Source organism: Burkholderia sp. APQ4-4ca (assembly GCF_057837105.1).
The window spans coordinates 86,178-109,798 of sequence record NZ_JBYQCG010000224.1; the positions used below are offsets into that span (position 1 = coordinate 86,178).

Sequence of the window (23,621 nt, forward strand, 5' to 3'; positions counted from 1 at the left end):
CATCACGCAGGGCATGCATGGGTGACGGCAGGACGCGGCGCAAGGCGCCGCCGCAACGACAGCCGCGCGACGACGCCGACGGGCAGTTCGACCTGTTCGGCGCGCCGACGGACGCCGCACGCGCGTCGCCGGCCGACGACGATCGCGCCGTCAGCCCCGATGAGCACGTGACGCCGCACGCACCGGAAGACGCGCGACCGGCGCGGCCCGCCCGGACGGCCTCCCGCCCCACCGCCGATGACGCTCACGACGAGCCCGCCCCGTCATCCGGCCTGCTGTGGGACGAACCGTCTCCACCGGCCGCCGCGCCGAAGCAAGGCCGCCGCAAGCGTGGCGTGCTCCCGGCACCGATCTCGGCAGACGTGGCTGAAGCCGCGGCAAGCTTGCCGCCGAACGTGCGGCTCGGCACGTCGTCGTGGTATTTCCCCGGCTGGAACGGCATCGTCTACGATGGCGACTTCGCGCAGACGAAGCTGTCGCGCGAAGGGCTCGAAGCGTACGGCGCGCATCCGCTGCTGAAGAGCGTGAGCCTCGACCGGTCGTTCTACGGGCCGCTGTCGGTGGCCGATTACCTGCGCTACGCGCAGCAGGTGCCCGACGATTTCCGTTTCGTCGTGAAGGCGCCGGCCGCGGTGACCGACGCGGTGATCCGCGGCCGGCGCGGCGAGCCGTCCGGGCCGAACCCGACCTTCCTCGATGCCCAGCTCGCGACCCGCGAATTCGTTCAGCCGTGCCTCGATGGCCTCGGCCGGAAAGCCGGCGTGCTCGTGTTCCAGTTCTCGCCGCTGCCCGATCAGCTGCTCGCGGAGCCGGCCGCGCTGATCGACCGGCTCGCCGCGTTCTTCGCGGCGCTGCCGCCGCTGCCGCCGGACGCCAACGGCACGCGCTACGCGATCGAGATCCGCGACGCGAGCCTGCTCACGCCGCGCTTCATCCGCGCATTGGCCGCGCTCGGCGTGCGCTACTGCGTCGGCCTGCATGCGCGGATGCCCGACCCGCTGCGCCAGGCCGCCGCGCTCGCGCTGCTCGACGGCGACGCGCCGGGCCCGCTGATCGTGCGCTGGAGCCTGCACGGCGGTTTCAAGTACGAGCAGGCGAAGGCGAAATACGAGCCGTTCGACAAGCTCGTCGACGAGGATCCGGCCACGCGCTCGGCGCTCGCCGAACTGGCCGCGCGCTATGCGCTCGCCGGGCAGCCGGTGATCATCACGATCAACAACAAGGCGGAAGGCTCCGCGCCGCTGTCGTGCATCGCGCTCGCACGCGAAATCGCCGCCGCGTGCGCGCAGTGGCGCAACGAGGCGGCGTGAGCGCGGCTTGCGCCGCCGTCGCTTACGCGCCGCGCAGCGACTTCAGCCGGTGCGAGAACTTCCGCCGGAATTTCGCGAGCTTCGGCCCGATCACGACCGAGCAGTAGCCCTGCCCCGGGTTCCGCGCGTAATAGTTCTGATGGTAGTCCTCGGCCGGCCAGTAGTTGCCGTCGAGCGGCACGACCTGCGTGACGATCGGCTGGCCGAATACCTGCTCGCGCTCGAGCTCGCGGATCACGTCGAGCGCCGTGTCGCGCTGCGCATCCGAATGCGTGAACACGACCGACCGGTACTGCGTGCCGACGTCGTTGCCCTGCCGGTTCAGCGTGGTCGGATCGTGCGTCGCGAAGAAGATCTCGAGGATCTCGCGATAGCCGATGCGCGCCGGATCGAACGTCACGTTGACGACTTCCGCGTGGCCGGTGTCGCCTTCGCAGATGTCGCGGTAGCCGGGGTTGCGCGTATGGCCGCCCGCATAACCCGACTGGACGGCCGTCACGCCGTCGACGTCGAGAAACACGGCCTCCGTGCACCAGAAACACCCGCCTCCCAAAGTCGCGGTTTCAAGCATCTCGTTCCCCATGAATTCAGACCCTCGTTGATGACGGCAGCGGCACGCCCGTGCCGGCTGCCACCGTTCCATCCCGCCGCTGCGCGCCCGTGATACCGGTCACCGCGGCACTCCGGCAAGTATCTCACTCGCGCGCGAACCTGGCAGATCACGCAGGCGCCGCGCCCGACTCGCCTACCGATTCTCGTCTACACTTAGGCACGCGCCAGCGCGGCGGCAAACCCGCGGTCACGCGCGCAGCGTTCGATGCATGCCCGACCCTGATGCCAACATCATCTGCCGGAACATCGCTATGCATGCCTTAACAGCATTCACCCGCGTCACCCGCCCGGCCGCTGCCGCGCCGCGGGGCGCCGCTTCGACGGCTTCATCACGTCGCCGCCCGTCCGCCCCGCCCGCGGCGCGGCGATCCGGCCGGTCGCCGTTACCCGCTTTCCCCGCTTTCACGATCTGATGCACGGCGCCGCGCGTCGCACCGACACGTGCGTCCGTGCGTCGAACGCCCCCGCCGGCACGATGCACGCCGCGCGGCCATCCCGACCCGCACGCCCGCAACGAACGGCCGTGCGCTCACGATCCAGACCCATCGAGGAGGCATCACCATGAGCATGCGGCCCGACCCGACGTTTCACGCTTCGCCCGAGCTTGCGATGCAGGCGTCGGCGGAGGAGTTTGCCTATACGTTGTTGCTGAGCCCCGATTTTTCCAGACCCGACGCGCTTGCCGTGATCAACGTGAAGCCCGGTTCCTCGACGTACGGCAAGATCGTGCATACGGTGACGATGCCGAACACCGGCGACGAGTTTCACCACTTCGGCTGGAATGCATGCTCGTCGGCGCTGTCGCCGCTCACCGGGCATGCATTCCTCGAGCGCCGCTTCCTGATCATCCCGGGCCTGCGCTCGTCGCGCATCTACGTGATCGACACGAAGCCGCATCCGACGCAGGCGCGCATCCACAAGATCGTCGAGCCCGACGAGATCTTCGCGAAGACCGGCTATTCGCGGCCGCACACCGTGCATTGCGGGCCCGAGGGCATCTACGTGAGCACGCTCGGCGGCGCGGGCAAGGACGGCACCGACGGCGCGCCCGGCATCTTCATCATGGATTGCGAGACCTTCGACGTGCTCGGCCGCTGGGAGATCGACCGCGGCCCGCAGGACAAGCATTACGACTTCTGGTGGAACCTGCCGCGCGACTACATGGTGTCGAGCGAATGGGCGCTGCCGCCGCAATTCGAGAACGGGATCGTCCCCGAGGATCTGCTCGCGAACAAGTACGGGCACCGGCTGCATTTCTGGGACCTGCGCGCGCGGCGCAACGTGCAGACGATCGATCTCGGCGCGCAGCACCAGATGGCGCTCGAGGTGCGGCCCGCGCACGACCCGGTGCGCGAATACGGATTCGTCGGCGTCGTGGTCGACACGACCAATCTCGAAGGCTCGATCTGGACCTGGTGGCGCGAAGGCGGCAAGTTCCATGTGAAGAAGACCGCGACGATCCCGGCCGAGCCGGCCACGGCCGATGAGTTGCCGCCGCTGCTGCAAGGATTCGGCGCGGTGCCGCCGCTCGTGACCGACATCGACCTGTCGCTCGACGACCGATTCCTGTACGTGTCGTGCTGGGGCACCGGCGAGATGCGCCAGTACGACGTATCGGACCCGCACCACCCGGTGCTCGCCGGGTCGGTGCGCATCGGCGGCATCGCGCGCCGTGCGCCGCACTCGAATGGCCGAGCGTTCGCGGGCGGCCCGCAGATGGTCGAGATCAGTCGCGACTGCCGGCGCGTGTACTGGACCAATTCGCTCTATTCGACGTGGGACGACCAGTTCTATCCGGACGGCGTGCCGGCCGCGCAGGTGCTCGCGCATGCGGGGCCGGACGGCGGGCTGACGCTCGCCGACGATTACTGGGTCGAATTCCCCGACGGCTATCGCGCGCATCAGATCCGGCTCGAAGGCGGCGACTGCTCGACCGACTCGTTCTGCTATCCGTCGGTCAAGCGTTGAGCGCCGGCCTTCACGCGCCGTTCGCGCTGTGGGCGGCCGTGCTCGCGAGCGGCGTCTATCACGGGCTCAACCCGGCGATGGGCTGGCCGCTCGCGGTGTCGAACGCGCTGATGACGCGCCGCGGCCGCGCACTCGTCGCGGCGCTCGGCTATCTCGCGCTCGGTCATGCGCTGGCCGTGTTCGCGGTGATGCTGCCGTTCGGGCTGCTCGCGGCGCTGCTCGCGTGGCAGACGGCGATCCGGATCGGCGCGAGCGCACTCGTGATCGGCTTCGGCGCGGTGCTGCTGATCCGGCGCCGGCATCCGCGGGCGCTCGCGCGGATTGCGCCGGCGCGGCTCGGCCTGTGGTCGTTCGCGGTCGCGCTCGCGCACGGCGCGGGGTTGATGCTGGTGCCGATCTACCTCGGCCTGTGCGGACTCGACCGGGATGCCGGCCACCGCGCGGCGGCAATGCTCGTCGATGCGCATCTCGGGATGGCGCTCGTCGTCGCGGCCGTGCATGCGGCCGCGATGATCGCCGCCGGCGGCGGCCTCGCGTGGCTCGTATACCGCTATCTCGGGCTGAAGTTCGTGTCACGGAGCTGGTTCAATCTCGATACGGTGTGGGCGTCGAGCCTGATCGTGACGGGGGCGTTGTCGCTCGGGCTGGCGGCGGCGCAATAGTGCGGTCGCGCTGCCGGCCGGGCAACACGGTGTCGGCCTGAACAGCCGCACCGTCAAAAAGGCGACGGAATGGCGACGCCGGCCACGCGCCGCAGTGTTCGCTACGTCACCCTGCCGTCGCGATGCGCCGCCCGACCGGGCCCGGCGACCGCGATTCCGCTAAAATCGGGCCATGCACACCCCTTCCCACTCGACCGCCTTGAAGTCTTTCGTCCGCCGCGCGCGTCACGCCCGTGTCGTGTCGCGCCCGCCCGCCCCCTTCCGGATGGCTGCCCGATGACGAGCCGCGCCAATCCGCCCGATTTCGACGCGGCCGCGTTCCGGCAGGCGCTCGGCCAGTTCGCGACGGGCGTGACGGTGATCACGACGCGTGCGCCGTCCGGCCAGTTGATCGGCATCACCGCCAGCTCGTTCAATTCGGTGTCGCTCGATCCGCCGCTCGTGCTGTGGAGCCTCGCGCACAAATCGGCGTCCACACCGGTGTTCCGCGGCAACAGCCATTACGTGGTGAACGTGCTCGCGGCGTCGCAGCTCGACCTGTGCAAGCGTTTCTCGACCTACAAGGGCGACCGCTTCGAAGGGATCGCGCACGCGGCCGGCAACTCGGGAATGCCCGTGCTCGACGGCGCGCTCGCATGGTTCGAATGCCACAACCGCAGCCGCTACGACGAAGGCGACCATGTGATCTTCGTCGGCGAAGTGGAACGCTGCGGCCTGCGCGCCGTATCGGACACCGCGCCGCCGCTCGTGTTCCACGGCGGCGGCTTCCACGGCCTCACACCGCTTTGATCGCCCCCGTGCGCGCCAGCCCGACCGGCGCGCCCGCTTCATCCTTCAGCGTCTGCAGCACGATGTTCGAACGGATGTCCATCACGCCCGGCGCCTTGTACAGGCGGTTCAGCACGAAATCCGAGTAGTGCTTGAGGTTGTGCGCGAGCACGCGCAGCAGATAGTGGCTCTCGCCGGTCACGACGAACGCGCCGACCACCTCCGGCCATTCGCGCAGCGCTTCCGCGAAGCGCTCGTGCCATTGATTCTCTTCGTTGCGCATCGACACCTGCACGAACGCCTCGAGCTCGAAGCCGAGCTTCTCGCGGCTCAGGCACGCGCGATAGTGCTCTATCACGCCCTGCTCCTCGAGCAGGCGCATGCGGCGCAGACAGGCGGATGGCGAAAGCGAGATGCGTTCGGCCAGGTCGAGATTGCTGATTCTGCCCTCCTCCTGCAATACCGCCAGAATCCGGCAGTCGGTGGCATCGAGCGTGATCGCGTGCATTTTTGGTCCCCGTTTTCCCTCTGAGTCGAATTATCTGCCAATCCGGCGGATTGTCCATGTTTATTTCGCAAGCACTTTCTGCGAGCGTCCACCTATCATTCGAAGGATCGACTCATCGAAACGTCATGCCATGGACACACTCTGGGACATCTCGCCGCCGGTCAGCCCCGCCACCCCCGTGTGGCCGGGCGATACGCCGGTTTCGGTCGAACGCGTGTGGCGAATGGAAGCCGGTTCGCCGGTCAACGTCGCACGCCTGACGCTGTCGCCGCACACGGGCGCGCACTGCGATGCGCCGCTGCACTACGACGCCGACGGCGCGCCGATCGGCGCGGTGCCGCTCGACACCTATCTCGGCCCGTGCCGCGTGATCCACTGCATCGGCGCGTCGCCGGTCGTGCGGCCGGCCGACGTGGAAGCCGCGCTCGACGGCGCGCCGCCGCGCGTGCTGCTGCGCACGTATGCGCGTGCCGCGGTCGAGCAATGGGACAGCGATTTCTGCGCGGTCGCGCCCGACACCGTCGACCTGCTCGCCGCGCACGGTGTGAAGCTGATCGGCATCGATACGCCGTCGCTCGATCCGCAGGAATCGAAGACGATGGATGCGCATCACCGCGTGCGGGCGCACCGGATGGCGATCCTCGAAGGGATCGTGCTCGACGACGTGCCGCCCGGCGACTACGAACTGATCGCGCTGCCGCTGAAATTCGCGACGCTCGACGCGAGCCCCGTGCGCGCGGTACTCCGCGCACTGCCCGCACGCGCCGCCTGATTACCCGACCTACTACCTCACACAATGATGATCAAGACCCGTGAAGACGCGCTCGCGCTCGACCGCGACGACCCGCTGGCCGCGCTGCGCGACCAGTTCTCACTGCCCGACGGCGTGATCTACCTCGACGGCAACTCGCTCGGCGCGCAGCCGCGCGCGTCGGCCGCCCGCGCGCAACAGGTGATCGGCGCCGAATGGGGCGACGGCCTGATCCGCAGCTGGAACACGGCCGGCTGGTTCGCGCTGCCGCGCCGGCTCGGCGACAAGCTCGCGACGCTGATCGGCGGCGCGCCCGGCGAAACGGTCGTGACCGACACCATCTCGATCAACCTGTTCAAGCTGCTGTCCGCGATGCTGCGCCACCAGGCCGAGCGCGCGCCCGAACGCCGCGTGATCGTGTCGGAACGCTCGAACTTCCCGACCGACCTGTACATCGCGCAGGGGCTGATCGAGCAGCTCGGCAGCGGCTACGAACTGCGCCTGATCGACGATCCGGCCGACCTGCCCGGCGCGCTCGGCGCGGACACGGCCGTCGCGATGATCACGCACGTGAACTACCGCACCGGCTACATGCACGACATGCCGGCCGTCACGCAGCTCGTGCACGACGCGGGCGCGCTGATGCTGTGGGATCTCGCGCACTCGGCCGGCGCGGTGCCGGTCGACCTGAACGGCGCGCGCGCGGACGGCGCGGTCGGCTGCACGTACAAGTACCTGAACGGCGGCCCCGGCTCGCCCGCGTTCGTGTGGGTGCCGCAGCGCCATCTCGCGCATTTCTCGCAGCCGCTGTCGGGCTGGTGGGGCCACCGCGCGCCGTTCGCGATGCAGCCGGACTTCGCGCCCGACCCGGGCATCGCGCGCTTCCTATGCGGCACGCAGCCGATCGTGTCGATGTCGATGGTCGAATGCGGGCTCGACGTGTTCCTGCAGACCGACATGCAGACGATCCGCCGCAAGTCGCTCGCGCTGACCGACGCGTTCATCGCGCTCGTCGAGGAACGCTGCGCGGGCCTGTCGCTGAAGCTCGTCACGCCGCGCGCGCATCACCAGCGCGGCTCGCAGGCGAGCTTCGAGCATCCGCACGGCTACGAAGTGATGCAGGCGCTGATCGCGCGCGGCGTGATCGGCGACTACCGCGAGCCGTACGTGCTGCGCTTCGGCTTCACGCCGCTCTATACGCGCTTCGCCGACGTATGGGATGCGGTCGAGACGCTGCGCGACATCCTCGCCACCGACGCGTGGACGGCGCCCGAGTTCGCCGAACGCGGCGCGGTGACCTGACCGGTTTTGCGTGGCGCACCTCGGCTGCATGCCGCAGTTGCGAAGCGCGCCACGCGTTCGCCATTCAAATCTGGAGATAGTCGTGAATTCTGGTCATATGCAGCCGCCCGGCGGCGACGCGCCGGCAGGCTGCCCGTTCTCGGGCGCACGTGCCGCCCAACCGGCGCAAGCCGCGCACGACGCGCCGCACGTGCCGGGCGAGGCCGACACGCAAGCCGGCTGGCACGACGCGCAGCTCGATTTCTCGAAGTCGATGAGCTACGGCGACTACCTGTCGCTGAATTCGATCCTCGATGCGCAGCATCCGCTGTCGCCCGATCACAACGAGATGCTGTTCATCATCCAGCATCAGACGAGCGAGCTGTGGATGAAGCTCGCGCTGTTCGAGCTGCGCGGCGCGCTCGATGCGGTGCGCACCGACGCGCTGCCGCCCGCGTTCAAGATGCTCGCGCGCGTGTCGCGCATCCTCGAGCAACTGGTGCAGGCGTGGAACGTCCTGTCGACGATGACGCCGTCCGAGTATTCGGCGATGCGGCCGTATCTCGGCCAGTCGTCGGGCTTCCAGTCGTACCAGTATCGCCAGCTCGAATTCCTGCTCGGCAACAAGAACGCGCAGATGCTGCAGCCGCATGCGCACCGGGCCGACATCCTCGAACAGGTGCGCGCGACGCTCGAGGCGCCGTCGTTCTACGACGAGGTCGTGCGCCTGCTCGCGCGGCGCGGGTTCCCGATCGCGCCCGAGCGGCTCGAGCGCGACTGGACCCAGCCGATGCGGCACGACGAGACGGTCGAAGCCGCGTGGCTCGAGGTCTATCGTCATCCGCAGCAGCACTGGGAACTGTACGAGATGGCCGAGGAACTCGTCGATCTCGAGGATGCGTTCCGCCAGTGGCGCTTCCGTCACGTGACGACGGTCGAACGCATCATCGGCTTCAAGCAGGGCACCGGTGGCACGAGCGGCGCGCCGTACCTGCGCAAGATGCTCGACGTCGTGCTGTTCCCCGAGCTCTGGCACGTGCGCACCACGCTGTAACGCACCGTCACGCGCCCGCCGTCACGACGACGGGCGGGCGCGTGCCTCTCCTTGGCGCGGGACTGCGCGTTCGAACACGGATCCGACACCAACGAGATCGCCGCGTTTGCAGCGTGCCGCCGGAACGGTTCGCCGCGTCCTGCCGTTGCGGCGCCGCACCATCCGCTGCGCACGCTCACCGCGTTCCGGCGCCGCCACGGGATTCTGCCGAGGCCGGCCGGCAAGCTGCTCGAACAACGCGTCGCACTGACGCGCGACGCGCTGACGCCCTTTTCCGATCAGGTCTCCCTCGCCGGCCGTGCCTCGCACGCCGCCGCAGCGCACCATCGAAATGCGGTCTCCCCGCCTTGACTTTCGCGCGTCCGAATACGATCATTCGCTCACACAAAGAGCAAATGATCGTATTCCACAGGATAGACAGGCACGAACAGGAGACACCGGATGAGCGAATCGTCCTCCGCCCGCGCGCCCGTGCTGCTGCACATCGGCGCGGGCTCGTTTCACCGCGCGCACCAGGCGTGGTATCTGCATCGCGTGAACGCGGCCGTGCCGGCCGACGAACGCTGGTCGCTGACCGTCGGCAACATCCGCGACGACATGCGCGCGACGATGGACGCGCTCGCCGCGCAGCGCGGCGCGTACACGCTCGAAACCGTCACGCCGCAAGGCGAGCGCGCGTACGAGACGATCCGCGCGATCACCCGCGTGCTGCCGTGGTCGATCGACCTCGCCGCGCTGATCGACGCGGGCGCCGATCCGGCGTGCCGGATCGTGTCGTTCACCGTCACCGAAGGCGGCTACTACCTCGACGAACACAATCGGCTCGACGTCGCGAACGCCGATCTCGCCGCCGATCTGCAGGGCGCGCGCACGACGCTGTACGGCGCGCTCGCGGCGCTGCTCGCCGAACGCGTGAAGCGCGGCGCGGGCCCGCTCACGCTGCAAAGCTGCGACAACCTGCGCAACAACGGCGCGCGCTTTCGCGCGGGGATGCGCGAATTCCTCGAACGGCGCGGCGAAGCGGATCTCCTCGCGTGGTTCGATGCGCACGTCGCGACGCCCAGCGCGATGGTCGACCGCATCACGCCGCGCCCGACTGCCGACGTGCGCGAGCGCGTGCTCGCGGCCACCGGCGTCGACGACGCATGCCCGGTGATGGGCGAATCGTTCATCCAGTGGGTGATCGAGGACCGCTTCGCGGCCGGCCGGCCGCACTGGGAATTGGCCGGCGCGGAACTCGTCGACGACGTGCATCCGTACGAGGAAGCGAAGATCCGCATCCTCAACGCGACGCACAGCTGCATCGCGTGGGCCGGCACGCTCGCGGGCTACACCTACATCCACGAAGGCACGCACGACGCGGCGATCCGCCGCTTCGCGCACGACTACGTGACGCAGGACGTAATCCCGTGCCTGAGCCCCAGCCCGCTCGATCTCGCGCGCTACCGCGACGTCGTGCTGGAGCGCTTCGGCAATCCGTACGTGCTCGACACGAACCAGCGCGTCGCGGCCGACGGCTTCTCGAAGATTCCCGGCTTCATCGCGCCGACGCTCGTCGAATCGTTCGCGCGCGGCGCCGCACCGGGCGCCACCGCCGTGCTGCCCGCGCTGTTCCTGCGCTTTCTCGAACGCTGGGCGCGCGGCACGCTGCCGTATGCGTACCAGGACGGCGTGATGGATGAAAGCAGCGCACGCGCGATCGTCGACGCCGACGATCCGGCCGTCGCGCTGTGCGCGAGCCGCGCCCTGTGGGGCTCGCTCGCCGGCAACGCGGCGCTGTTCGAGGCGCTGCGCGCCGGGCTCGCGCGCGTCGACGCGTGGCTCGCCGCGCGTTGACGACGCGCGCGCCGGCGCCCGGCCGCGCTGCCGGGCGAACCCGCTTGGCACAGGCCGTGCGGCACGGCTAAAGTAGCGGCTCCTCACCGACCGAACGGATTGCTCATGTATCTCGGCATCGACCTCGGCACCTCGGAAGTGAAGGTGCTGCTGCTGGCCCCGGACGGCACGGTGGTCGGCACCGCGGGCTCGCCGTTTACCGTATCGCGCCCGCACCCGCGCTGGGCGGAGCAGCATCCGGACGACTGGTGGCGAGGCACGCTCGCCGCGCTCGCGGCATTGCGCGAACGGCATCCCCACGCGTTCGCACAGGTGCGCGGCATCGGCCTGTCGGGCCAGATGCACGGCGCGGTGCTGCTCGGCCGCGACGACCGCGTGCTGCGCCCCGCGATCCTGTGGAACGACATGCGCAGCGCCGACGAATGCGCGCTGCTGACCGAACGCGCGCCCGATCTCCACGCGCTGGCCGGCAACCTCGCGATGCCCGGCTTCACCGCGCCGAAACTGCTGTGGGTCGCGAAGCACGAACCCGACGTGTTCGCGGCCACCGCGTGCGTGCTGATGCCGAAGGACTACCTGCGGTTCCGGCTGACCGGCGCGAAAGTGTCCGACCCGTCGGACGCGGCCGGCACGCTGTGGCTCGACGTCGCGCGCCGCGACTGGTCCGATGCGCTGCTCGCCGCGTGCGGGATGACGCGCGAGCAGATGCCGCGCATCGTCGAAGGCAACGCGCCGTCCGGCACGCTGCGCGCGGACGTCGCGCGCGAGCTGGGGCTGTCGGAGGCCGTGCCGGTGGCAGGCGGCGGCGGCGACAACGCGACGAGCGCGCTCGGCATCGGCGCGATCCACGCGGGCGACGGCTTCGTGTCGCTCGGCACGTCGGGCGTGCTGAGCGTGGTCGGCGACCGCTTCATGCCGAATCCCGCGTCGGCCGTGCACGCGTTCTGCCATGCGATTCCCGATCGCTGGCAACTGATGAGCGTCGTGCTGTCGGCCGCGAGCTGCCTGCGCTGGGTCTGCAAGCTGACCGGCACCGACGAGCCCGCGCTGCTCGCCGAAGTCGAGGCGCTCGACCCCGACGCGCTCGCGGCGGCCCCGCTATTCCTGCCCTATCTGTCCGGCGAACGCACGCCGCACAACGATCCGTACGCGCAGGGCGCGTTCTTCGGGATGACGCACGCGACCGAGCGCGCGCACCTCGGCTACGCAGTGCTCGAAGGCGTGACGCTCGGCCTCGCCGACGGCCTCGATGCGCTGCACGCGGCCGGCGTGGAAACCGACCAGTTGTCGCTGATCGGCGGCGGTGCGCGCAGCGCGTTCTGGGCGCAATTAATCGCGGACGCGCTGAACGTGCGCACGCAGCAGATCGGCGGCGGCGAAACGGGCGCGGCGCTCGGCGCGGCACGGCTCGGCTGGCTCGCCGTCGGCGGCGATCCGCATACGGTGCTGACCAAGCCGCCGGTGCGCGCCGAATACGCGCCGGACGCCGCCCGCCATGCGCGGCTGCGCGAACGCCTCGATGCGTTCCGCACGCTGTATCGTCACGTGCGGCCGCTGTACGAACCGTCGCGCGCACGGCTCGCGTAGGCACGCCCCGTCGCGCGGCCGGGCCGCCGGCCAGCCGCGCGACATGCGGTACAGTGGATGCCGTCATGCGGCCCGCCGGCCGGCCCGCGAAGCGGCCCCCCATCCGAACCGAATCGCTATCGTGTCCAAGTCCTCAGAAAAACTCGATCTCGCCACGCGCGCCGCGTGGCTCTATTACGTCGCGGGCGACACGCAGAACGAAATCGCCGAAAAGCTGCAGGTGTCGCGCCCCGTCGCGCAGCGCCTCGTCGCGTTCGCGGTCGAGAAGAACCTGATCCGCGTGCGCGTCGACCATCGGCTCGCCGACTGTCTCGACCTCGGCGCGCAACTGTCGAAACGCTACGGCCTCGCGATGTGCGAAGTGGTGCCGGTCGACGCCGATGCGCCCGACGCGATCGACCGCAAGCTCGCGGTCGCCGGCGCGCAGGTGATGGAGCGCTACCTGAACGAAACGCGGCCGATGGTGATCGCGGTCAGCAGCGGCCGGACGCTGAAGGCCGCGGTCGCGCAGATCGCGCAGATCGACCGGCCGCAGCACCGGCTCGTGTCGATGGTCGGCGCGATCGCGGCCGACGGTTCGTCGAACCGCTACGACGTCGCGCAGTACATTTCCGAGAAAACCGGCAGCAAGCACTTCCTGCTGCCCGCGCCGCTGTTCGCCGACAGCGACGCCGAGCGCGCGCAGTGGTGCAATCATCGGCTGTACCGGATCGTCGAGGCGCTGTCGGGCGAGGCCGACGTCGCGTTCGTCGGGATCGGCAACATCGGCCCGCACTGCCCGCTCTACGAAGACGGCTTCATCACCGAACAGGAGCGCGACGAGATGACCGCGCTCGGCGCGGTGGCCGAATTGCTCGGCGTGCCGATCGATGCGCAAGGTACGCAGATCACCGTGTCGACGAGCGCGCGCGTGACCAGCGTCGCGCTCGCCACGCCGCCGAAGCTGCCGACGATCGCGTTCGCCGGCGGCCCGAAGAAACACGACGCGGTGATTGCCGCGCTGCGCGGCGGCTGGCTGTCGGGGCTCGTCACCGACGAAGCGTGCGCGCGCGCCGCGCTGGCCGCGAAGGCGGCCTGACGCCGACGCTGCGCGCGTTCGCCGACTGCGTGGCCGAACACCTGCGCCGCTGAACAGTGCAAGCGCACGCGCACGTGCCGTGCGTCACGCCGCCTTCGCGTGCACGCTCAGCCGCCGAAACGCCTGCCCGTTTTCGTCGAACAGGTGACAGTGCTCGGCCTGCGCATGCACGCGCAGCGTGTCGCCGGTGCGGTACGTGTCGAGCGGCGGAATCCGCGCGATCAACCCGTCCGGCGCGACGGCCGACTCCGCATACAGATATGCGGCGTCACCCAGCGACTCGACGGCCATCGTGCGCGCGGCGACGCCCGGCGCCGCCGCATCGACCAGCAGATGCTCGGGCCGCACGCCGACGGTCACCGCCGCGCCGCGCTGCAGCCCGGCCGCATCGACCGCGACACGCTGCGTCTCGCCGCTGTCGAAGCGCACGAGCACGCCGCCCGCATCGGCCGATTCGACCGTGCCCTTCAGGAAGTTCATCTTCGGCGAGCCGATGAAGCCCGCGACGAACTGGTTCGCCGGCGCGTGGTACAGCGCGTTCGGCGTGCCGACCTGCTGCACCGCGCCGCCCGACAGCACGACGATCTTGTCGGCGAGCGTCATCGCCTCGACCTGGTCGTGCGTCACGTAGATCATCGTCGTCTTCAGCTCGTCGTGCAGCCGCGCGAATTCCAGCCGCATCTTCACGCGCAGCGCGGCGTCGAGGTTCGACAGCGGTTCGTCGAACAGAAACACCTTCGGCTTGCGCGTGATCGCGCGGCCGATCGCGACGCGCTGCCGCTGGCCGCCCGACAGCTGCTTCGGCTTGCGGTCGAGCAGGTGATCGATGTGCAGAATCTTCGCGGCCTGCTTCACGGCCTGGTCGATCTCGGGCTTCTTCGCGCCGGCGAGCTTCAGGCCGAACGCCATGTTGTCGTACAGCGTCATGTGCGGGTACAGCGCATACGACTGGAACACCATCGCGATGCCGCGCTTCGCGCTCGGCACGTCGTTGACCTTCGCGCCGTCGATCAGCAGGTCGCCGTTCGAAATATCTTCCAGGCCGGCGATCATCCGCATCAGCGTGGATTTGCCGCAGCCGCTCGGGCCGACGAACACGACGAATTCGCCGTCGGCGATGTCGAGGTTCACGTTGCGCAGCACTTCGGTGTCGTCGTAGCGCTTCGCGATGTTGCGCAGGAGCACGCTTGCCATGATCTGTCTCCGTTCGTTCGTGATGCGCCGCCAAGCCGGCAGCGCTGGATCGTTGCTAGTTCGGCAGCACCTCGCCCGTCGCCTGCCAGCGCGCGACGTAGCCGGGCAGCTCGTGCATGTCGTCGAATACGTGACGCGCGCCGATGCCGCGCAGCGCGTCGATCTGGGCGGCCGACGCATGCCCGCCGCCGATGAAGCCGAGCACGGTCATGCCGGCCGCGGCCGCGGCGGTGATGCCGGTCACGCTGTCCTCGACCACGAGGCATTGCGCGGGCACCGCGCCGAGCGCGCGGGCGGCTGCCAGATACACGTCCGGCGCCGGCTTCGGCCGCGCGACCGAATCCGCGCAGAACAGCCGGTCGCCGAAGAAGCGCGCGAGGCCGGTGCGCGCGAGCGCCGCTTCGACGTATGCGCGATAGCTGTTGCTCGCGCAGGCCGTCGTCAAGTCGATCGCGGCCAGCGCCGCGTCGATGCCTTCGACCATCGGCGCCTTCACGGCCGCCGCCTCGACCGCGCGGCGGATCGCGTCGACGTCGTCGTTCGTCAGCGCCCGACCCACCGCCTCGGACGCGCCGGCCAGCACGCGCTCGATGCGCAGCCCGAGCAACGGCATCACGGCCGGCCGCGCATCGACGCCCGGCCAGCGCGCGTCGAGTTCGCGCACGATCACGTCGGCGGCGACGGCCTCGCTGTCGATCAGCACGCCGTCGCAATCGCAGATCAGCACGTTCACGCCGTGACCGGCCACAGCCTTGCTCGCCGCGCCTTTGCCTGCGCCGCTCATTTAACCGCCCCGAACGTGAGCCCGCGCACCAACTGCTTCTGCGACAGCCAGCCGACGATCAGGATCGGCGCGACCGCGAGCAGCGACGCCGCGGACAGCTTCGCCCAGAACAGCCCTTCGGGGCTCGAGTACGACGCGATGAACACGGTCAGCGGCGCGGCGTTCGAACTCGACAGGTTGATGCTCCAGAACGCCTCGTTCCACGACAGGATCACAAGCAGCAGCGCGGTGGACGCGAGCCCCGGCAGCGCCATCGGCATCAGCAGGTAGACGATCTCCTGCCACGTCGACGCGCCGTCGATCCGCCCGGCCTCGAGGATGTCCTTCGGGATCTCGTTGAAATACGTGAAGGTCATCCACACCGCGATCGGCAGGTTGATCAGCGTGTACACGATCACGAGCCCCGTCACCGTGTCGAGCAGCCCCGCGTTCTTCCACAGCAGGTAGATCGGCACGAGCACGCCGACCGACGGCATCATCTTCGTCGACAGCATCCACAGCAGCACCTTCTGCGTGCGATGGTTCGGGAAGAACGCCATCGCGTACGCGGCCGGCACCGCGAACAGCAGCGAGATCACGGTGACGCCGGCCGAGATCAGCACCGAATTCCACGCGAACGCGAAGTAGTTGCTGCGTGCGAACACCTCGCGGAAGCTGTCGAGCGTCGGCATGAAGAACAGCGACGACGCGTACGCCTGCTGCTCGGTCTTGAACGCGGTGATCGCCATCCAGAAGATCGGGAAGAACAGCAACAACGCGATCAGCCACGCGAGCGTGCCGGGCAGCGCACGCCGCACGAGGTCGAATACGGCCGGTATGCGCCGGTTTTCCAAAGTGAGGTCGCTCATTTCTCGTACTCCCCCTTCAGGTTGCGCGCGAGCATCCGCACGAGGAAGAACGACACGACGTTCGCGACCACGACGGCGATGATCCCGCCCGCGGACGCAAGGCCGACGTCGAACTGCTGCAGGCCGAGCGCGTAGATCAGGTACGACAGGTTGGTCGTCGCGTCGCCCGGGCCGCCGCCGGTCGTCGTGTAGATTTCCGCGAAGATCGACAGCAGGAAGATCGTCTCCATCATCACGACCACGGCGATCGCACGCTTCAGGTGCGGCAGCGTGATGTAGAAGAACATCGCGATCGGGCCGGCGCCGTCGATGCGCGCGGCTTCCTTCTGTTCCTGGTCGAGCGACTGGATCGCGGTGAACAGGATCAGGAACGCGAACGGCAGCCACTGCCACGCGACGATGATGATCACCGCGGTCAACGGGTAATCGGCGAACCAGTCGATCGGCGTCATCCCGAGCGCGCGCATCGCGTTCGCGACGAGCCCGTACACCGGATGCAGGATCATGTTCTTCCAGATCAGCGCGGAGACCGTCGGCATCACGAAGAACGGCGCGATCGCGAGCAGGCGCGCGACGCCCTGCCCGTAGAACTTGCGGTCGAACAGCACGGCCATCAGCACGCCGCCGATCACGGTGATCGCGAGCACCGCGCCGATCAGCACGAGCGTGTGCCAGATCGCGGGCAGGAACGACGGATCGGTCGCGAGGAAGCGGTAGTTGTCGAGCCCGGCGAAGCCCTTCACGTCCGGGTTCAGCAGGTTGTAGCGCGAGAACGAATACCAGATCGTCATCGCGAGCGGAATCGACATCCACAGCAGCAGCACCGCGACGGACGGCGACACGAGCCAGCTCGCGCCGCCGCGCGCCCGGCGCGGCGCACCGGGCGGCGACGACGCGTCGCCGACCGACGGCGCGTGAGCGTGACTCAGGGGAAGACGCAGGTGACGCATGACGGAGTCCCTCCGGTTGATGCGCGGGCGCGAACGCGAACGGCCTGCCCGCCTGTCGGCCTCGCCGGCCCGCGCCGTGTGCCACGGCGCACGACGCGGGCCGCGCGACGGCTTGCGCGTTACTTCTTGTAGCCGGCCTGCCGCACCGCGCGGTCGGCCGCGGCCTGGCCCGCGGCGAGCGCCTGGTCGACCGTCATCTGGCCCGCGACCGCGCCCGCGATCGACTGGCCGACCACCGTGCCGAACGACTGGAACTCGGGAATCCCGACGTACTGCACGCCCGTGTACGGCACCTTCTTCAGCGACGGATCGTTCGGGTCGGCCGTCTCGATCGCCTTCAGCACGAAGTCCGAGAACGGCGCGGCGGCCTTGTACTCGGCGCGCTGATACGTCGACGTGCGCGTGCCCGGCGGCACCGACGCCCAACCTTCGTCCTTGCCGACCATCTCGATGTACTGCTTCGACGTCGCCCACGCGATGAACTTGCGCGCGGCGTCCTGCTGCTTCGACGTCTTCGGCACGGCCAGCGCCCACGCCCACAGCCAGTGCGAGCCCTTCGGCGTCACGGCGACCGGCGCGGCCGCGAAGCCGATCTTGTCGGCCACCTGCGACTGCTGCTTGTTGTAGAGCATCCCGGCCGCGACCGTCGCGTCGATCCACATCGCGCACTTGCCGGATGCGGTCAGCGTCAGGTTCTCGTTGAAGCCGTTCGAGCTCGCTCCCGGCGGGCCGTCTTTCCTCAGCAGATTCACGTAGAACGTGATCGCCTTCTTCCATTCGGGCGACGTGAGCTGCGCGTTCCACTTCTCGTCGAACCAGCGCCCGCCGAACGTGTTCACGACGGTCGACACGTACGCCATGTTCTCGCCCCAGCCGGCCTTGCCGCGCAGGCAGATCCCGTAGGTGCCCTTCGACTTGTCGGTGAGCTTGTCCGCGAATTCGGCGATCTGGTCGTAGGTCGGCTGGTCGGGCATCTTCAGCCCCTTCGCCGCGAACAGGTCCTTGCGGTAGAACGTCATCGAGCTTTCCACGTAGAACGGCAGCGCGTACAGCTGGCCGTTGTACGACAGGCTGTCGCGCGCGGTCTTCACGATGTCGTTCAGGTCGTAGTCGGCCGGCAGCCCCGTGATCGGCGCGAGCCAGCCGCGCTTGCCCCACTGCGGCGTTTCATAGGTGCCGATCGCCATCACGTCGAACTGGCCGCTGCCGGTCGTGATGTCGGTCGTCGCGCGCTGGCGCAGCACGTTCTCCTCGAGGATCACCCAGTTCAGCTTGATGTCGGGGTTCGCCTTCTCGAACGCCGGCGACAGCTTCTTCAACTCGATCATGTCGGGGTTGTTCAGCGTCGCGATCGTCAGCGTGCCGGCGGACGCCGCGCAGGCCGCCGTCGCGAGCGCGGCTCCGGCGAAACAGCGTGCGGCGGCGTCGAGCATCTTTCGTTGCATGGCATGTCTCCTGTGATTGTTCGAAATGTCGTCGGTCCTGCGTGGTGTTGCGTCGCTTCCTTCGCGGCCCGTCATGCCGGCCGCTGCATCCCGCACGCGCGCGCATAGTGCGCGATCACGTCGCGTATCCGGTGGCGCACCCATGCGCGCGGTTCCTTCGCGAGGCCGCCCGCGCGGCACGCCGCGTAGACGTCCGGCAGCCACTGCGCGACGAGCGTTTCCGGCACCGGCTGCCGCGCGAGGTTGTCGAACAGCTGCTCGACCGCGGCCGCGACGGCCGGTTGCAGCCAGTAGTAGCGGATGCGGTCGCTGTAGCTGAACTGGCGCGCGAGCCGCTGCGCGGTCTCGTCGCCGCGGTAGTACGGCGCCCAGTGTTCGGGCTGCGCGCGCATCGCCGCGTCGACGACGTCGCGCAACCGCGAGCGCTGCGCGACGTCGTCGATCAGCGCGTCCTCGATGTACGTCAGCGCGAACAGCGCCTCGCGCAGCGCGAACGTCAGCGCGGGGCCGACCTTCAACACCGCGAAATGGTCGCGCACGAGCGCGGCGAGCGCGGCTTCGGTCTGGTAGTCGGTCGAATGCGCTTCGAACACGAGGCGCGGCGTCTGCAGGATACTCGCGCCGAGTGACGCCGCCTTGGCGCTGTCGTAATCGAGCACGTGGCGATCGTCGAAGTCGACGCCCGGCTGCGCGACGATCGCGACCACGCGCGTCCACGCATCGTCGAGCCCGGCCGCCGCGAACGCGCGGCGGTGCGCGTCGAGCGTCGCCGCGATGCTGTCGCTGCGCGTGACCGCGATCCGCGCGATCGCGTCGCCGCTCGCTTCGTTACCGGCCTCGCCGCTCACTTCGCCGCCCGGCGTCGGCACCTCGGTGCCGATCACGTAGACGGGCGCGATCCCGGCGCGCGCCGCCGCGTCTTCCGCGACGCGGCACAGCTCGGCCGCGCGCGCGGCGATCGTGCGATCGTCGAGCCGCGCCGGATCGCCCGCGCACGCCATGCTCGCATCGAGATGAATCTTTTCGAAACCGGCTTCGACGTAGGCCGCGACCATCGCGGCCGCTTCGCGCATCGCGTCGGCCGCGCGGCGGTGCCGCCACGGGTTCGGGCCGAGATGGTCGCCGCCGAGCACGAGCGCCGACGGCGCGAGCCCGCAGCGCGCGGCGATCGCATCGACGTCGCGCCGGAAATCGGCGGGCGTCATGCCCGTATAGCCGCCGAGATGGTTCACCTGGTTGCAGGTCGCCTCGATCAGCAGCGGCGAGCCGTCCGCGCGCGCGGCTTCGCACGCGGCCTCCAGCACGAGCCGGTGCGCACTGCAGATCGAATAGATGCCGCGCTGCGCGTCCGCGCGGTTCGCGTCGAAGATCATCCGCAGCACGGTGTCCGCGTGCGCGGTGCGCGTGCGCTCGGCAACGGTCGTCAGGCCGGACATGCGATACCTCGTTCGGTCAGGAAGCGGTCGATCTCGGCCGCGCTGCTGTTGCCTTCCATCGGGCCGCGCCGCGTGACCGCGATCGCGCCAGCCGCGTTCGCGCGGCGCAGCGCGACGTCGATCGGCACGCCGGCGACGAGGCTCGCGACCAGCGTGCCGCCGAAGCAGTCGCCGGCGCCGGTCGGATCGACTTCGTCGACCGGAAATGCCGGCGCTTCGGCCCGGTTCGCGCGGTCGAACGCGACGCTGCCTTGCGCGCCGCGTTTGAGCACGACGCGCTCGAGCAGCGGATGCGTCGCGAGCAGGCCCGCGATCGCGCGCTCGGCCGGCTGCGGCCCGCAGAAGAACGGCAGGTCGGCTTCGCTCGGCAGGAACAGGTGACACGCGGCGAGCATCTCGTCGAGCGCCGCGCGCATCGGGCGAAAGCTCAGCATTTCGGGCCGCACGTTCGGATCGAACGACACCTTGGCGCCCGCGCGCGCGGCCTCGATCACGCCGCGCTGCACGGCCGCGATCGCCGATTCGCTCGTCAGCGACGAACCCATCACGTGGAAGTAGCGGCAACCGTCGAACATCGCGGTGTCGACGTCGGACGCATCGACGCACGCGGCCGCACTGGTGGACAGCGTGAAGACGAAGCTGCGCGAGCCGTCGTCGCGATACGCGACGAACGCGGTGCCGGTCGGGCGCGCGACGCGGCGAATGCGCGCGACGTCGACGCCGTCGCGGGCGAGCCGCGCGACGATCGCCTCGCCGAACGCGTCGCGGCCGACGCAGCCCGCATACGCGACGCGTGCGCCGAGCCGCGCGGCCTGATCGGCGAAGATCGCCGGCGCGCCGCTCGGGAACGGCCCTTCGAACAGGCCGGGCGTATCGAAACCCTGGCCGCGCGCGGCGGCGACGAATTCGGCCAGCAGTTCGCCGGCGACGACGATCTCGGCCATCAGGCGAGCCCTCCTCGTTCGACGGCGGCCGCCGCCTCGCGGGCCGGCCAGCGCGTGGCGCGTGCGAGCGGCGGCATTTCAGCTCATCCAGTTGCCGCCGTCGACGTTCAGCGTCTGGGCGGTGATGTAGTCGGCGTCGGCCGACGCGAGGAACAGCGCGGCGCCCGTCAGGTCGCCCGGCACGCCCATGCGCCCGAGCGGCACGGCTTCGCCGACGAGCCGCTTCTTCTCGCCGAGCGGCCGGTTCTCGTAGCGCGCGAACAGCGCATCGACCTGCTCCCACATCGGCGTGTCGACGACGCCCGGCGCGATGCCGTTCACGTTGATCCGGTGCGGCGCGAGCGCGAGCGCGGCCGACTGCGTATAGCTGATCACCGCGGCCTTGGTCGCGCAGTAGTGCGACACGAGCGCCTCGCCGCGACGGCCGGCCTGCGACGACATGTTGACGATCTTGCCGCCGCGCCCCTGCTCGACCATCCGCTGCGCGACGGCCTGCATCAGGAAGAACAGCCCTTTCACGTTGACCGAGAACAGCCGGTCGAACACGTCCCACGATTCGTCGAGGAGCGGGCGCATGTCGAACAGCGCCGCGTTGTTGAACAGGATGTCGACGCCGCCGAAGCGCTCGACCGCCGTCGCGACGATCCGCTCGATGTCGTCGCGGCGCGTGACGTCGGCCGTGACGGCCACCGCGCGGCCGGGATGGGCCTCGATCAGCCGCGCGAGCGAGCCGCCTGCCGGCTTCATGTCGACGAGAACGCAGCGCGCGCCCTCGTCCAGATAGCGTTGCGCGACCGCCTCGCCGATGCCGCTTGCGGCGCCCGTCAGGATCGCGACCTTGTCTTCCAGTCTCACTGGCTGTCTCCGGTTCGTTCTTGCTGCACGACGGTCGAGAGGTGAGCGAACGCTCTCTGACCGATCAATTGCTCTGTTAGTGATCGAATGATCGGATACGCGATACGCGCTGTCAAGACGACGCGACGGCTTTCTATGACGCGCTGCGGCACGGCGGCGCGCGACGACGCCCCGCCGCGCCCGCACCGCAAGGCGAGACGCGCACGGTGCGGCGCAGTGGCACCGGCGATGAAGGGGACGGACGGAGGACGAAAAACGGATTTCGCGCTGCACGGCGCGACGATACGTTATATCATCGCGATACTGTGTTTCATCGCCCTGCTTCACGCCATGGCTACCTCATCGTCCATTGACGCCCGGCTGTCCCGGGCCGACGCATTCGCCGCCGAGCACGGGCTCGCGTGGACGCCGCTGCGCCGCCAGGTCTACGAACGCGTGCTGGCCGCGCAGCGCCCGATCGGCGCGTACGACCTGCTTGCCGAACTCGAACCGCAACGCGGCCGCGTGCCGCCGACGACCGTCTACCGCGCGCTGGATTTCCTCGTCGAGCACGGCTTCATCCACCGGATCGAATCGAAGAACGCGTTCCTCGCGTGCTGCGAGATCGGCGTGCCGCACGAAGGCCAGTTCCTGATCTGCGATTCGTGCGGCGACACCGTCGAGATTCCCGGCGCCGACCTCGCGAAGCAGTTGTCCGCGAGCGAGCCCGCGCATGGTTTCGAAGTCCACCACCAGGTCGTCGAGCTGAGCGGCCTGTGCGGGCACTGCAAGCGCAAGCCCGCGCAGCGCTGACGCCGCATCGTGCGGTGCACGCACCGCCCTTCCAACGAGGAGTTCCATGTCCATTGCCCTGAAGCGCGCGCCGCGGCGCGTCCTGTCGCCTGTCCGCTGGCTCGCCGCCGCCGTCGCCGCGCTATCGCTCGCCGCGCCCGCGTTCGCGCAGGCCGCGACCGTCAACGTCGTCGCCGCCGAGAATTTCTACGGCGACCTCGCGTCGCAGATCGGCGGCCGCCACGTCGCGGTCACGAGCATCCTCAGCAATCCGGACCAGGATCCGCACCTGTTCGAAGCGAGCCCGAAGACGGCCCGCGCGCTGCAGCACGCGCAGGTCGTGATCTACAACGGCGCCGACTACGATCCGTGGATGGGCAAGCTGCTCGGCGCATCGAAGCAGGCGAAGCGCGCGACGATCGTCGTCGCCGAGCTCGTCGGCAAGAAGGCCGGCGACAACCCGCACCTGTGGTACGACCCGGCGACGATGCCGGCGGCCGCCCGCGCGATCGCGGCCGAACTCGGCCGCGCCGACCCGACGAACAAGGCCGAGTACGATGCGAACCTGCAGAAGTTCGTCGCGTCGCTGAAGCCCGTCGACGACAAGATCGCCGCGCTGCGCGCGAAGTACAAGGGCGTGCCCGTGACGGCCACCGAGCCCGTGTTCGGCTATATGTCGGACGCGATCGGCCTCGACATGCGCAACCAGCGCTTCCAGCTCGCGACGATGAACGACACGGAGGCAAGTGCGCAGGACGTCGCCGCGTTCGAGAACGACCTGCGCAAGAAGCAGGTGCGCGTGCTGATCTACAACAGCCAGGCCGAAGAACCGATGACCAGGCGCATGCTGAAGATCGCGCGCGACGGCGGCGTGGGGGCCGTCAGCGTCACCGAGACGCAGCCGGCCGGCAAGACATTCCAGCAATGGATGATCGGCCAGCTGGACGCGCTCGGCAGCGCGCTGTCGGCCGGCAAGTAA

General features: G+C 69.4%; 22 protein-coding genes and 1 pseudogene. 13 read left to right on the forward strand and 10 right to left on the reverse strand.

Features of this window, described 5'->3' with window-relative positions:
• Positions 1–17: 17 nt before the first annotated feature.
• A complete protein-coding gene (locus AC3IFE_RS25485) occupies positions 18–1,310 on the forward strand; it encodes a DUF72 domain-containing protein (RefSeq protein ID WP_489192771.1) in 1,293 nt (430 codons plus the stop codon).
• Positions 1,311–1,332: 22 nt separating this feature from the next.
• On the opposite strand, the gene msrA is transcribed toward AC3IFE_RS25485, so the two are convergent.
• Positions 1,333–1,893, reverse strand: a complete 561-nt coding sequence (gene msrA / locus AC3IFE_RS25490; RefSeq protein WP_489192773.1) for a peptide-methionine (S)-S-oxide reductase MsrA — start codon at positions 1,891–1,893, stop codon at positions 1,333–1,335.
• A 590-nt stretch (positions 1,894–2,483) separates the two neighbouring features.
• On the opposite strand from msrA, the gene AC3IFE_RS25495 reads away from it, so the two are divergent.
• The 3 genes from AC3IFE_RS25495 (at position 2,484) to AC3IFE_RS25505 (ending at position 5,341) form a co-directional block, all read left to right on the forward strand.
• Entirely contained in the window at positions 2,484–3,890 is a 1,407-nt protein-coding gene (locus AC3IFE_RS25495) for a selenium-binding protein SBP56-related protein (protein ID WP_489192775.1), read from the forward strand.
• On the forward strand, positions 3,887–4,552 hold the full coding sequence (locus tag AC3IFE_RS25500; protein WP_089468310.1) for a hypothetical protein: 666 nt from the start codon (positions 3,887–3,889) through the stop codon (positions 4,550–4,552). Before AC3IFE_RS25495 ends, AC3IFE_RS25500 begins: the two co-directional genes overlap by 4 nt.
• A 276-nt stretch (positions 4,553–4,828) precedes the next feature.
• Positions 4,829–5,341, forward strand: a complete 513-nt coding sequence (locus AC3IFE_RS25505; protein WP_489192778.1) for a flavin reductase family protein — start codon at positions 4,829–4,831, stop codon at positions 5,339–5,341.
• Here AC3IFE_RS25505 and AC3IFE_RS25510 read toward each other — a convergent pair.
• A complete protein-coding gene (locus AC3IFE_RS25510; RefSeq protein WP_006477992.1) occupies positions 5,328–5,828 on the reverse strand; it encodes an Lrp/AsnC family transcriptional regulator in 501 nt (166 codons plus the stop codon). The two genes, AC3IFE_RS25505 and AC3IFE_RS25510, sit on opposite strands and share 14 nt — an antisense overlap.
• A gap of 130 nt (positions 5,829–5,958) precedes the next feature.
• Between AC3IFE_RS25510 and kynB the strand changes: the two genes are divergently transcribed.
• The 7 genes and pseudogenes from kynB to AC3IFE_RS25545 all read left to right on the forward strand — a co-directional run bounded on the left by kynB (position 5,959) and on the right by AC3IFE_RS25545 (position 13,415).
• A complete protein-coding gene (gene kynB, locus AC3IFE_RS25515) occupies positions 5,959–6,600 on the forward strand; it encodes an arylformamidase (RefSeq protein WP_089468312.1) in 642 nt (213 codons plus the stop codon).
• A 27-nt stretch (positions 6,601–6,627) separates the two neighbouring features.
• A complete protein-coding gene (gene kynU / locus AC3IFE_RS25520) occupies positions 6,628–7,881 on the forward strand; it encodes a kynureninase (RefSeq protein ID WP_489192781.1) in 1,254 nt (417 codons plus the stop codon).
• Positions 7,882–7,978: 97 nt separating this feature from the next.
• Complete coding sequence (kynA, locus tag AC3IFE_RS25525) at positions 7,979–8,914, forward strand: tryptophan 2,3-dioxygenase (protein WP_089468313.1); 936 nt, start codon at positions 7,979–7,981, stop codon at positions 8,912–8,914.
• 165 nt (positions 8,915–9,079) lie between these two features.
• Positions 9,080–9,175, forward strand: a pseudogene (locus AC3IFE_RS25530) (LysR family transcriptional regulator); the annotation flags it as partial.
• 180 nt (positions 9,176–9,355) lie between these two features.
• Positions 9,356–10,750 carry a D-arabinitol 4-dehydrogenase gene (gene dalD / locus AC3IFE_RS25535; RefSeq protein ID WP_489192783.1) on the forward strand — a complete coding sequence of 465 codons (1,395 nt, stop codon included), beginning with the start codon at positions 9,356–9,358 and terminating at the stop codon, positions 10,748–10,750.
• A 105-nt stretch (positions 10,751–10,855) separates the two neighbouring features.
• The gene (xylB, locus tag AC3IFE_RS25540; RefSeq protein WP_301738744.1) at positions 10,856–12,337 is read left to right on the forward strand and encodes a xylulokinase; all 1,482 of its coding nucleotides are present in this window, start codon (positions 10,856–10,858) and stop codon (positions 12,335–12,337) included.
• 121 nt (positions 12,338–12,458) lie between these two features.
• Entirely contained in the window at positions 12,459–13,415 is a 957-nt protein-coding gene (locus tag AC3IFE_RS25545; RefSeq protein WP_034174431.1) for a sugar-binding transcriptional regulator, read from the forward strand.
• Positions 13,416–13,499: 84 nt separating this feature from the next.
• Here the strand turns inward: AC3IFE_RS25545 and AC3IFE_RS25550 are convergent, their stop codons facing one another.
• The 8 genes from AC3IFE_RS25550 to AC3IFE_RS25585 all read right to left on the reverse strand — a co-directional run bounded on the left by AC3IFE_RS25550 (position 13,500) and on the right by AC3IFE_RS25585 (position 21,871).
• A complete protein-coding gene (locus AC3IFE_RS25550) occupies positions 13,500–14,609 on the reverse strand; it encodes an ABC transporter ATP-binding protein (protein ID WP_089435544.1) in 1,110 nt (369 codons plus the stop codon).
• Positions 14,610–14,664: 55 nt separating this feature from the next.
• On the reverse strand, positions 14,665–15,393 hold the full coding sequence (locus tag AC3IFE_RS25555; RefSeq protein ID WP_301738746.1) for an HAD family hydrolase: 729 nt from the start codon (positions 15,391–15,393) through the stop codon (positions 14,665–14,667).
• Positions 15,390–16,241 (reverse strand): carbohydrate ABC transporter permease, encoded by an 852-nt coding sequence (locus tag AC3IFE_RS25560; protein ID WP_489192787.1) that lies wholly within the window; start codon positions 16,239–16,241, stop codon positions 15,390–15,392. The genes AC3IFE_RS25555 and AC3IFE_RS25560 overlap by 4 nt, the downstream gene beginning before the upstream one ends.
• On the reverse strand, positions 16,238–17,191 hold the full coding sequence (locus tag AC3IFE_RS25565; protein ID WP_089468319.1) for a carbohydrate ABC transporter permease: 954 nt from the start codon (positions 17,189–17,191) through the stop codon (positions 16,238–16,240). Before AC3IFE_RS25565 ends, AC3IFE_RS25560 begins: the two co-directional genes overlap by 4 nt.
• 119 nt (positions 17,192–17,310) lie before the next feature.
• Positions 17,311–18,636: an ABC transporter substrate-binding protein gene (locus AC3IFE_RS25570; RefSeq protein WP_301738747.1), complete on the reverse strand. Its 1,326-nt coding sequence runs from the start codon at positions 18,634–18,636 to the stop codon at positions 17,311–17,313.
• A gap of 71 nt (positions 18,637–18,707) precedes the next feature.
• Complete coding sequence (locus AC3IFE_RS25575) at positions 18,708–20,072, reverse strand: D-tagatose-bisphosphate aldolase, class II, non-catalytic subunit (RefSeq protein WP_489192790.1); 1,365 nt, start codon at positions 20,070–20,072, stop codon at positions 18,708–18,710.
• Complete coding sequence (locus AC3IFE_RS25580; protein WP_489192792.1) at positions 20,060–21,016, reverse strand: sugar kinase; 957 nt, start codon at positions 21,014–21,016, stop codon at positions 20,060–20,062. The genes AC3IFE_RS25575 and AC3IFE_RS25580 overlap by 13 nt, the downstream gene beginning before the upstream one ends.
• Positions 21,017–21,094: 78 nt before the next feature.
• The gene (locus AC3IFE_RS25585) at positions 21,095–21,871 is read right to left on the reverse strand and encodes an L-iditol 2-dehydrogenase (protein WP_489192794.1); all 777 of its coding nucleotides are present in this window, start codon (positions 21,869–21,871) and stop codon (positions 21,095–21,097) included.
• A 330-nt stretch (positions 21,872–22,201) separates the two neighbouring features.
• On the opposite strand from AC3IFE_RS25585, the gene AC3IFE_RS25590 reads away from it, so the two are divergent.
• Both AC3IFE_RS25590 and AC3IFE_RS25595 read left to right on the forward strand, forming a co-directional pair.
• Positions 22,202–22,663 carry a Fur family transcriptional regulator gene (locus AC3IFE_RS25590; protein ID WP_089468787.1) on the forward strand — a complete coding sequence of 154 codons (462 nt, stop codon included), beginning with the start codon at positions 22,202–22,204 and terminating at the stop codon, positions 22,661–22,663.
• A gap of 46 nt (positions 22,664–22,709) precedes the next feature.
• The gene (locus AC3IFE_RS25595; RefSeq protein ID WP_489192796.1) at positions 22,710–23,621 is read left to right on the forward strand and encodes a metal ABC transporter solute-binding protein; all 912 of its coding nucleotides are present in this window, start codon (positions 22,710–22,712) and stop codon (positions 23,619–23,621) included.

Bases quoted from the DNA above. Each gene is read 5' to 3' on its own strand.
- kynA (WP_089468313.1), top strand. From the start codon at position 7,979: ATGCAGCCGCCCGGCGGCGACGCGCCGGCAGGCTGCCCGTTCTCGGGC.
- AC3IFE_RS25595 (WP_489192796.1), top strand. From the start codon at position 22,710: ATGTCCATTGCCCTGAAGCGCGCGCCGCGGCGCGTCCTGTCGCCTGTC.
- kynB (WP_089468312.1), top strand. From the start codon at position 5,959: ATGGACACACTCTGGGACATCTCGCCGCCGGTCAGCCCCGCCACCCCC.
- AC3IFE_RS25560 (WP_489192787.1), bottom strand. From the start codon at position 16,241: ATGAGCGACCTCACTTTGGAAAACCGGCGCATACCGGCCGTATTCGAC.
- AC3IFE_RS25575 (WP_489192790.1), bottom strand. From the start codon at position 20,072: ATGTCCGGCCTGACGACCGTTGCCGAGCGCACGCGCACCGCGCACGCG.
- AC3IFE_RS25485 (WP_489192771.1), top strand. From the start codon at position 18: ATGGGTGACGGCAGGACGCGGCGCAAGGCGCCGCCGCAACGACAGCCG.
- AC3IFE_RS25565 (WP_089468319.1), bottom strand. From the start codon at position 17,191: ATGCGTCACCTGCGTCTTCCCCTGAGTCACGCTCACGCGCCGTCGGTC.
- AC3IFE_RS25495 (WP_489192775.1), top strand. From the start codon at position 2,484: ATGAGCATGCGGCCCGACCCGACGTTTCACGCTTCGCCCGAGCTTGCG.
- msrA (WP_489192773.1), bottom strand. From the start codon at position 1,893: ATGGGGAACGAGATGCTTGAAACCGCGACTTTGGGAGGCGGGTGTTTC.
- AC3IFE_RS25590 (WP_089468787.1), top strand. From the start codon at position 22,202: ATGGCTACCTCATCGTCCATTGACGCCCGGCTGTCCCGGGCCGACGCA.
- AC3IFE_RS25550 (WP_089435544.1), bottom strand. From the start codon at position 14,609: ATGGCAAGCGTGCTCCTGCGCAACATCGCGAAGCGCTACGACGACACC.
- kynU (WP_489192781.1), top strand. From the start codon at position 6,628: ATGATCAAGACCCGTGAAGACGCGCTCGCGCTCGACCGCGACGACCCG.
- AC3IFE_RS25510 (WP_006477992.1), bottom strand. From the start codon at position 5,828: ATGCACGCGATCACGCTCGATGCCACCGACTGCCGGATTCTGGCGGTA.
- xylB (WP_301738744.1), top strand. From the start codon at position 10,856: ATGTATCTCGGCATCGACCTCGGCACCTCGGAAGTGAAGGTGCTGCTG.
- AC3IFE_RS25505 (WP_489192778.1), top strand. From the start codon at position 4,829: ATGACGAGCCGCGCCAATCCGCCCGATTTCGACGCGGCCGCGTTCCGG.
- AC3IFE_RS25580 (WP_489192792.1), bottom strand. From the start codon at position 21,016: ATGGCCGAGATCGTCGTCGCCGGCGAACTGCTGGCCGAATTCGTCGCC.
- AC3IFE_RS25555 (WP_301738746.1), bottom strand. From the start codon at position 15,393: ATGAGCGGCGCAGGCAAAGGCGCGGCGAGCAAGGCTGTGGCCGGTCAC.
- dalD (WP_489192783.1), top strand. From the start codon at position 9,356: ATGAGCGAATCGTCCTCCGCCCGCGCGCCCGTGCTGCTGCACATCGGC.
- AC3IFE_RS25570 (WP_301738747.1), bottom strand. From the start codon at position 18,636: ATGCAACGAAAGATGCTCGACGCCGCCGCACGCTGTTTCGCCGGAGCC.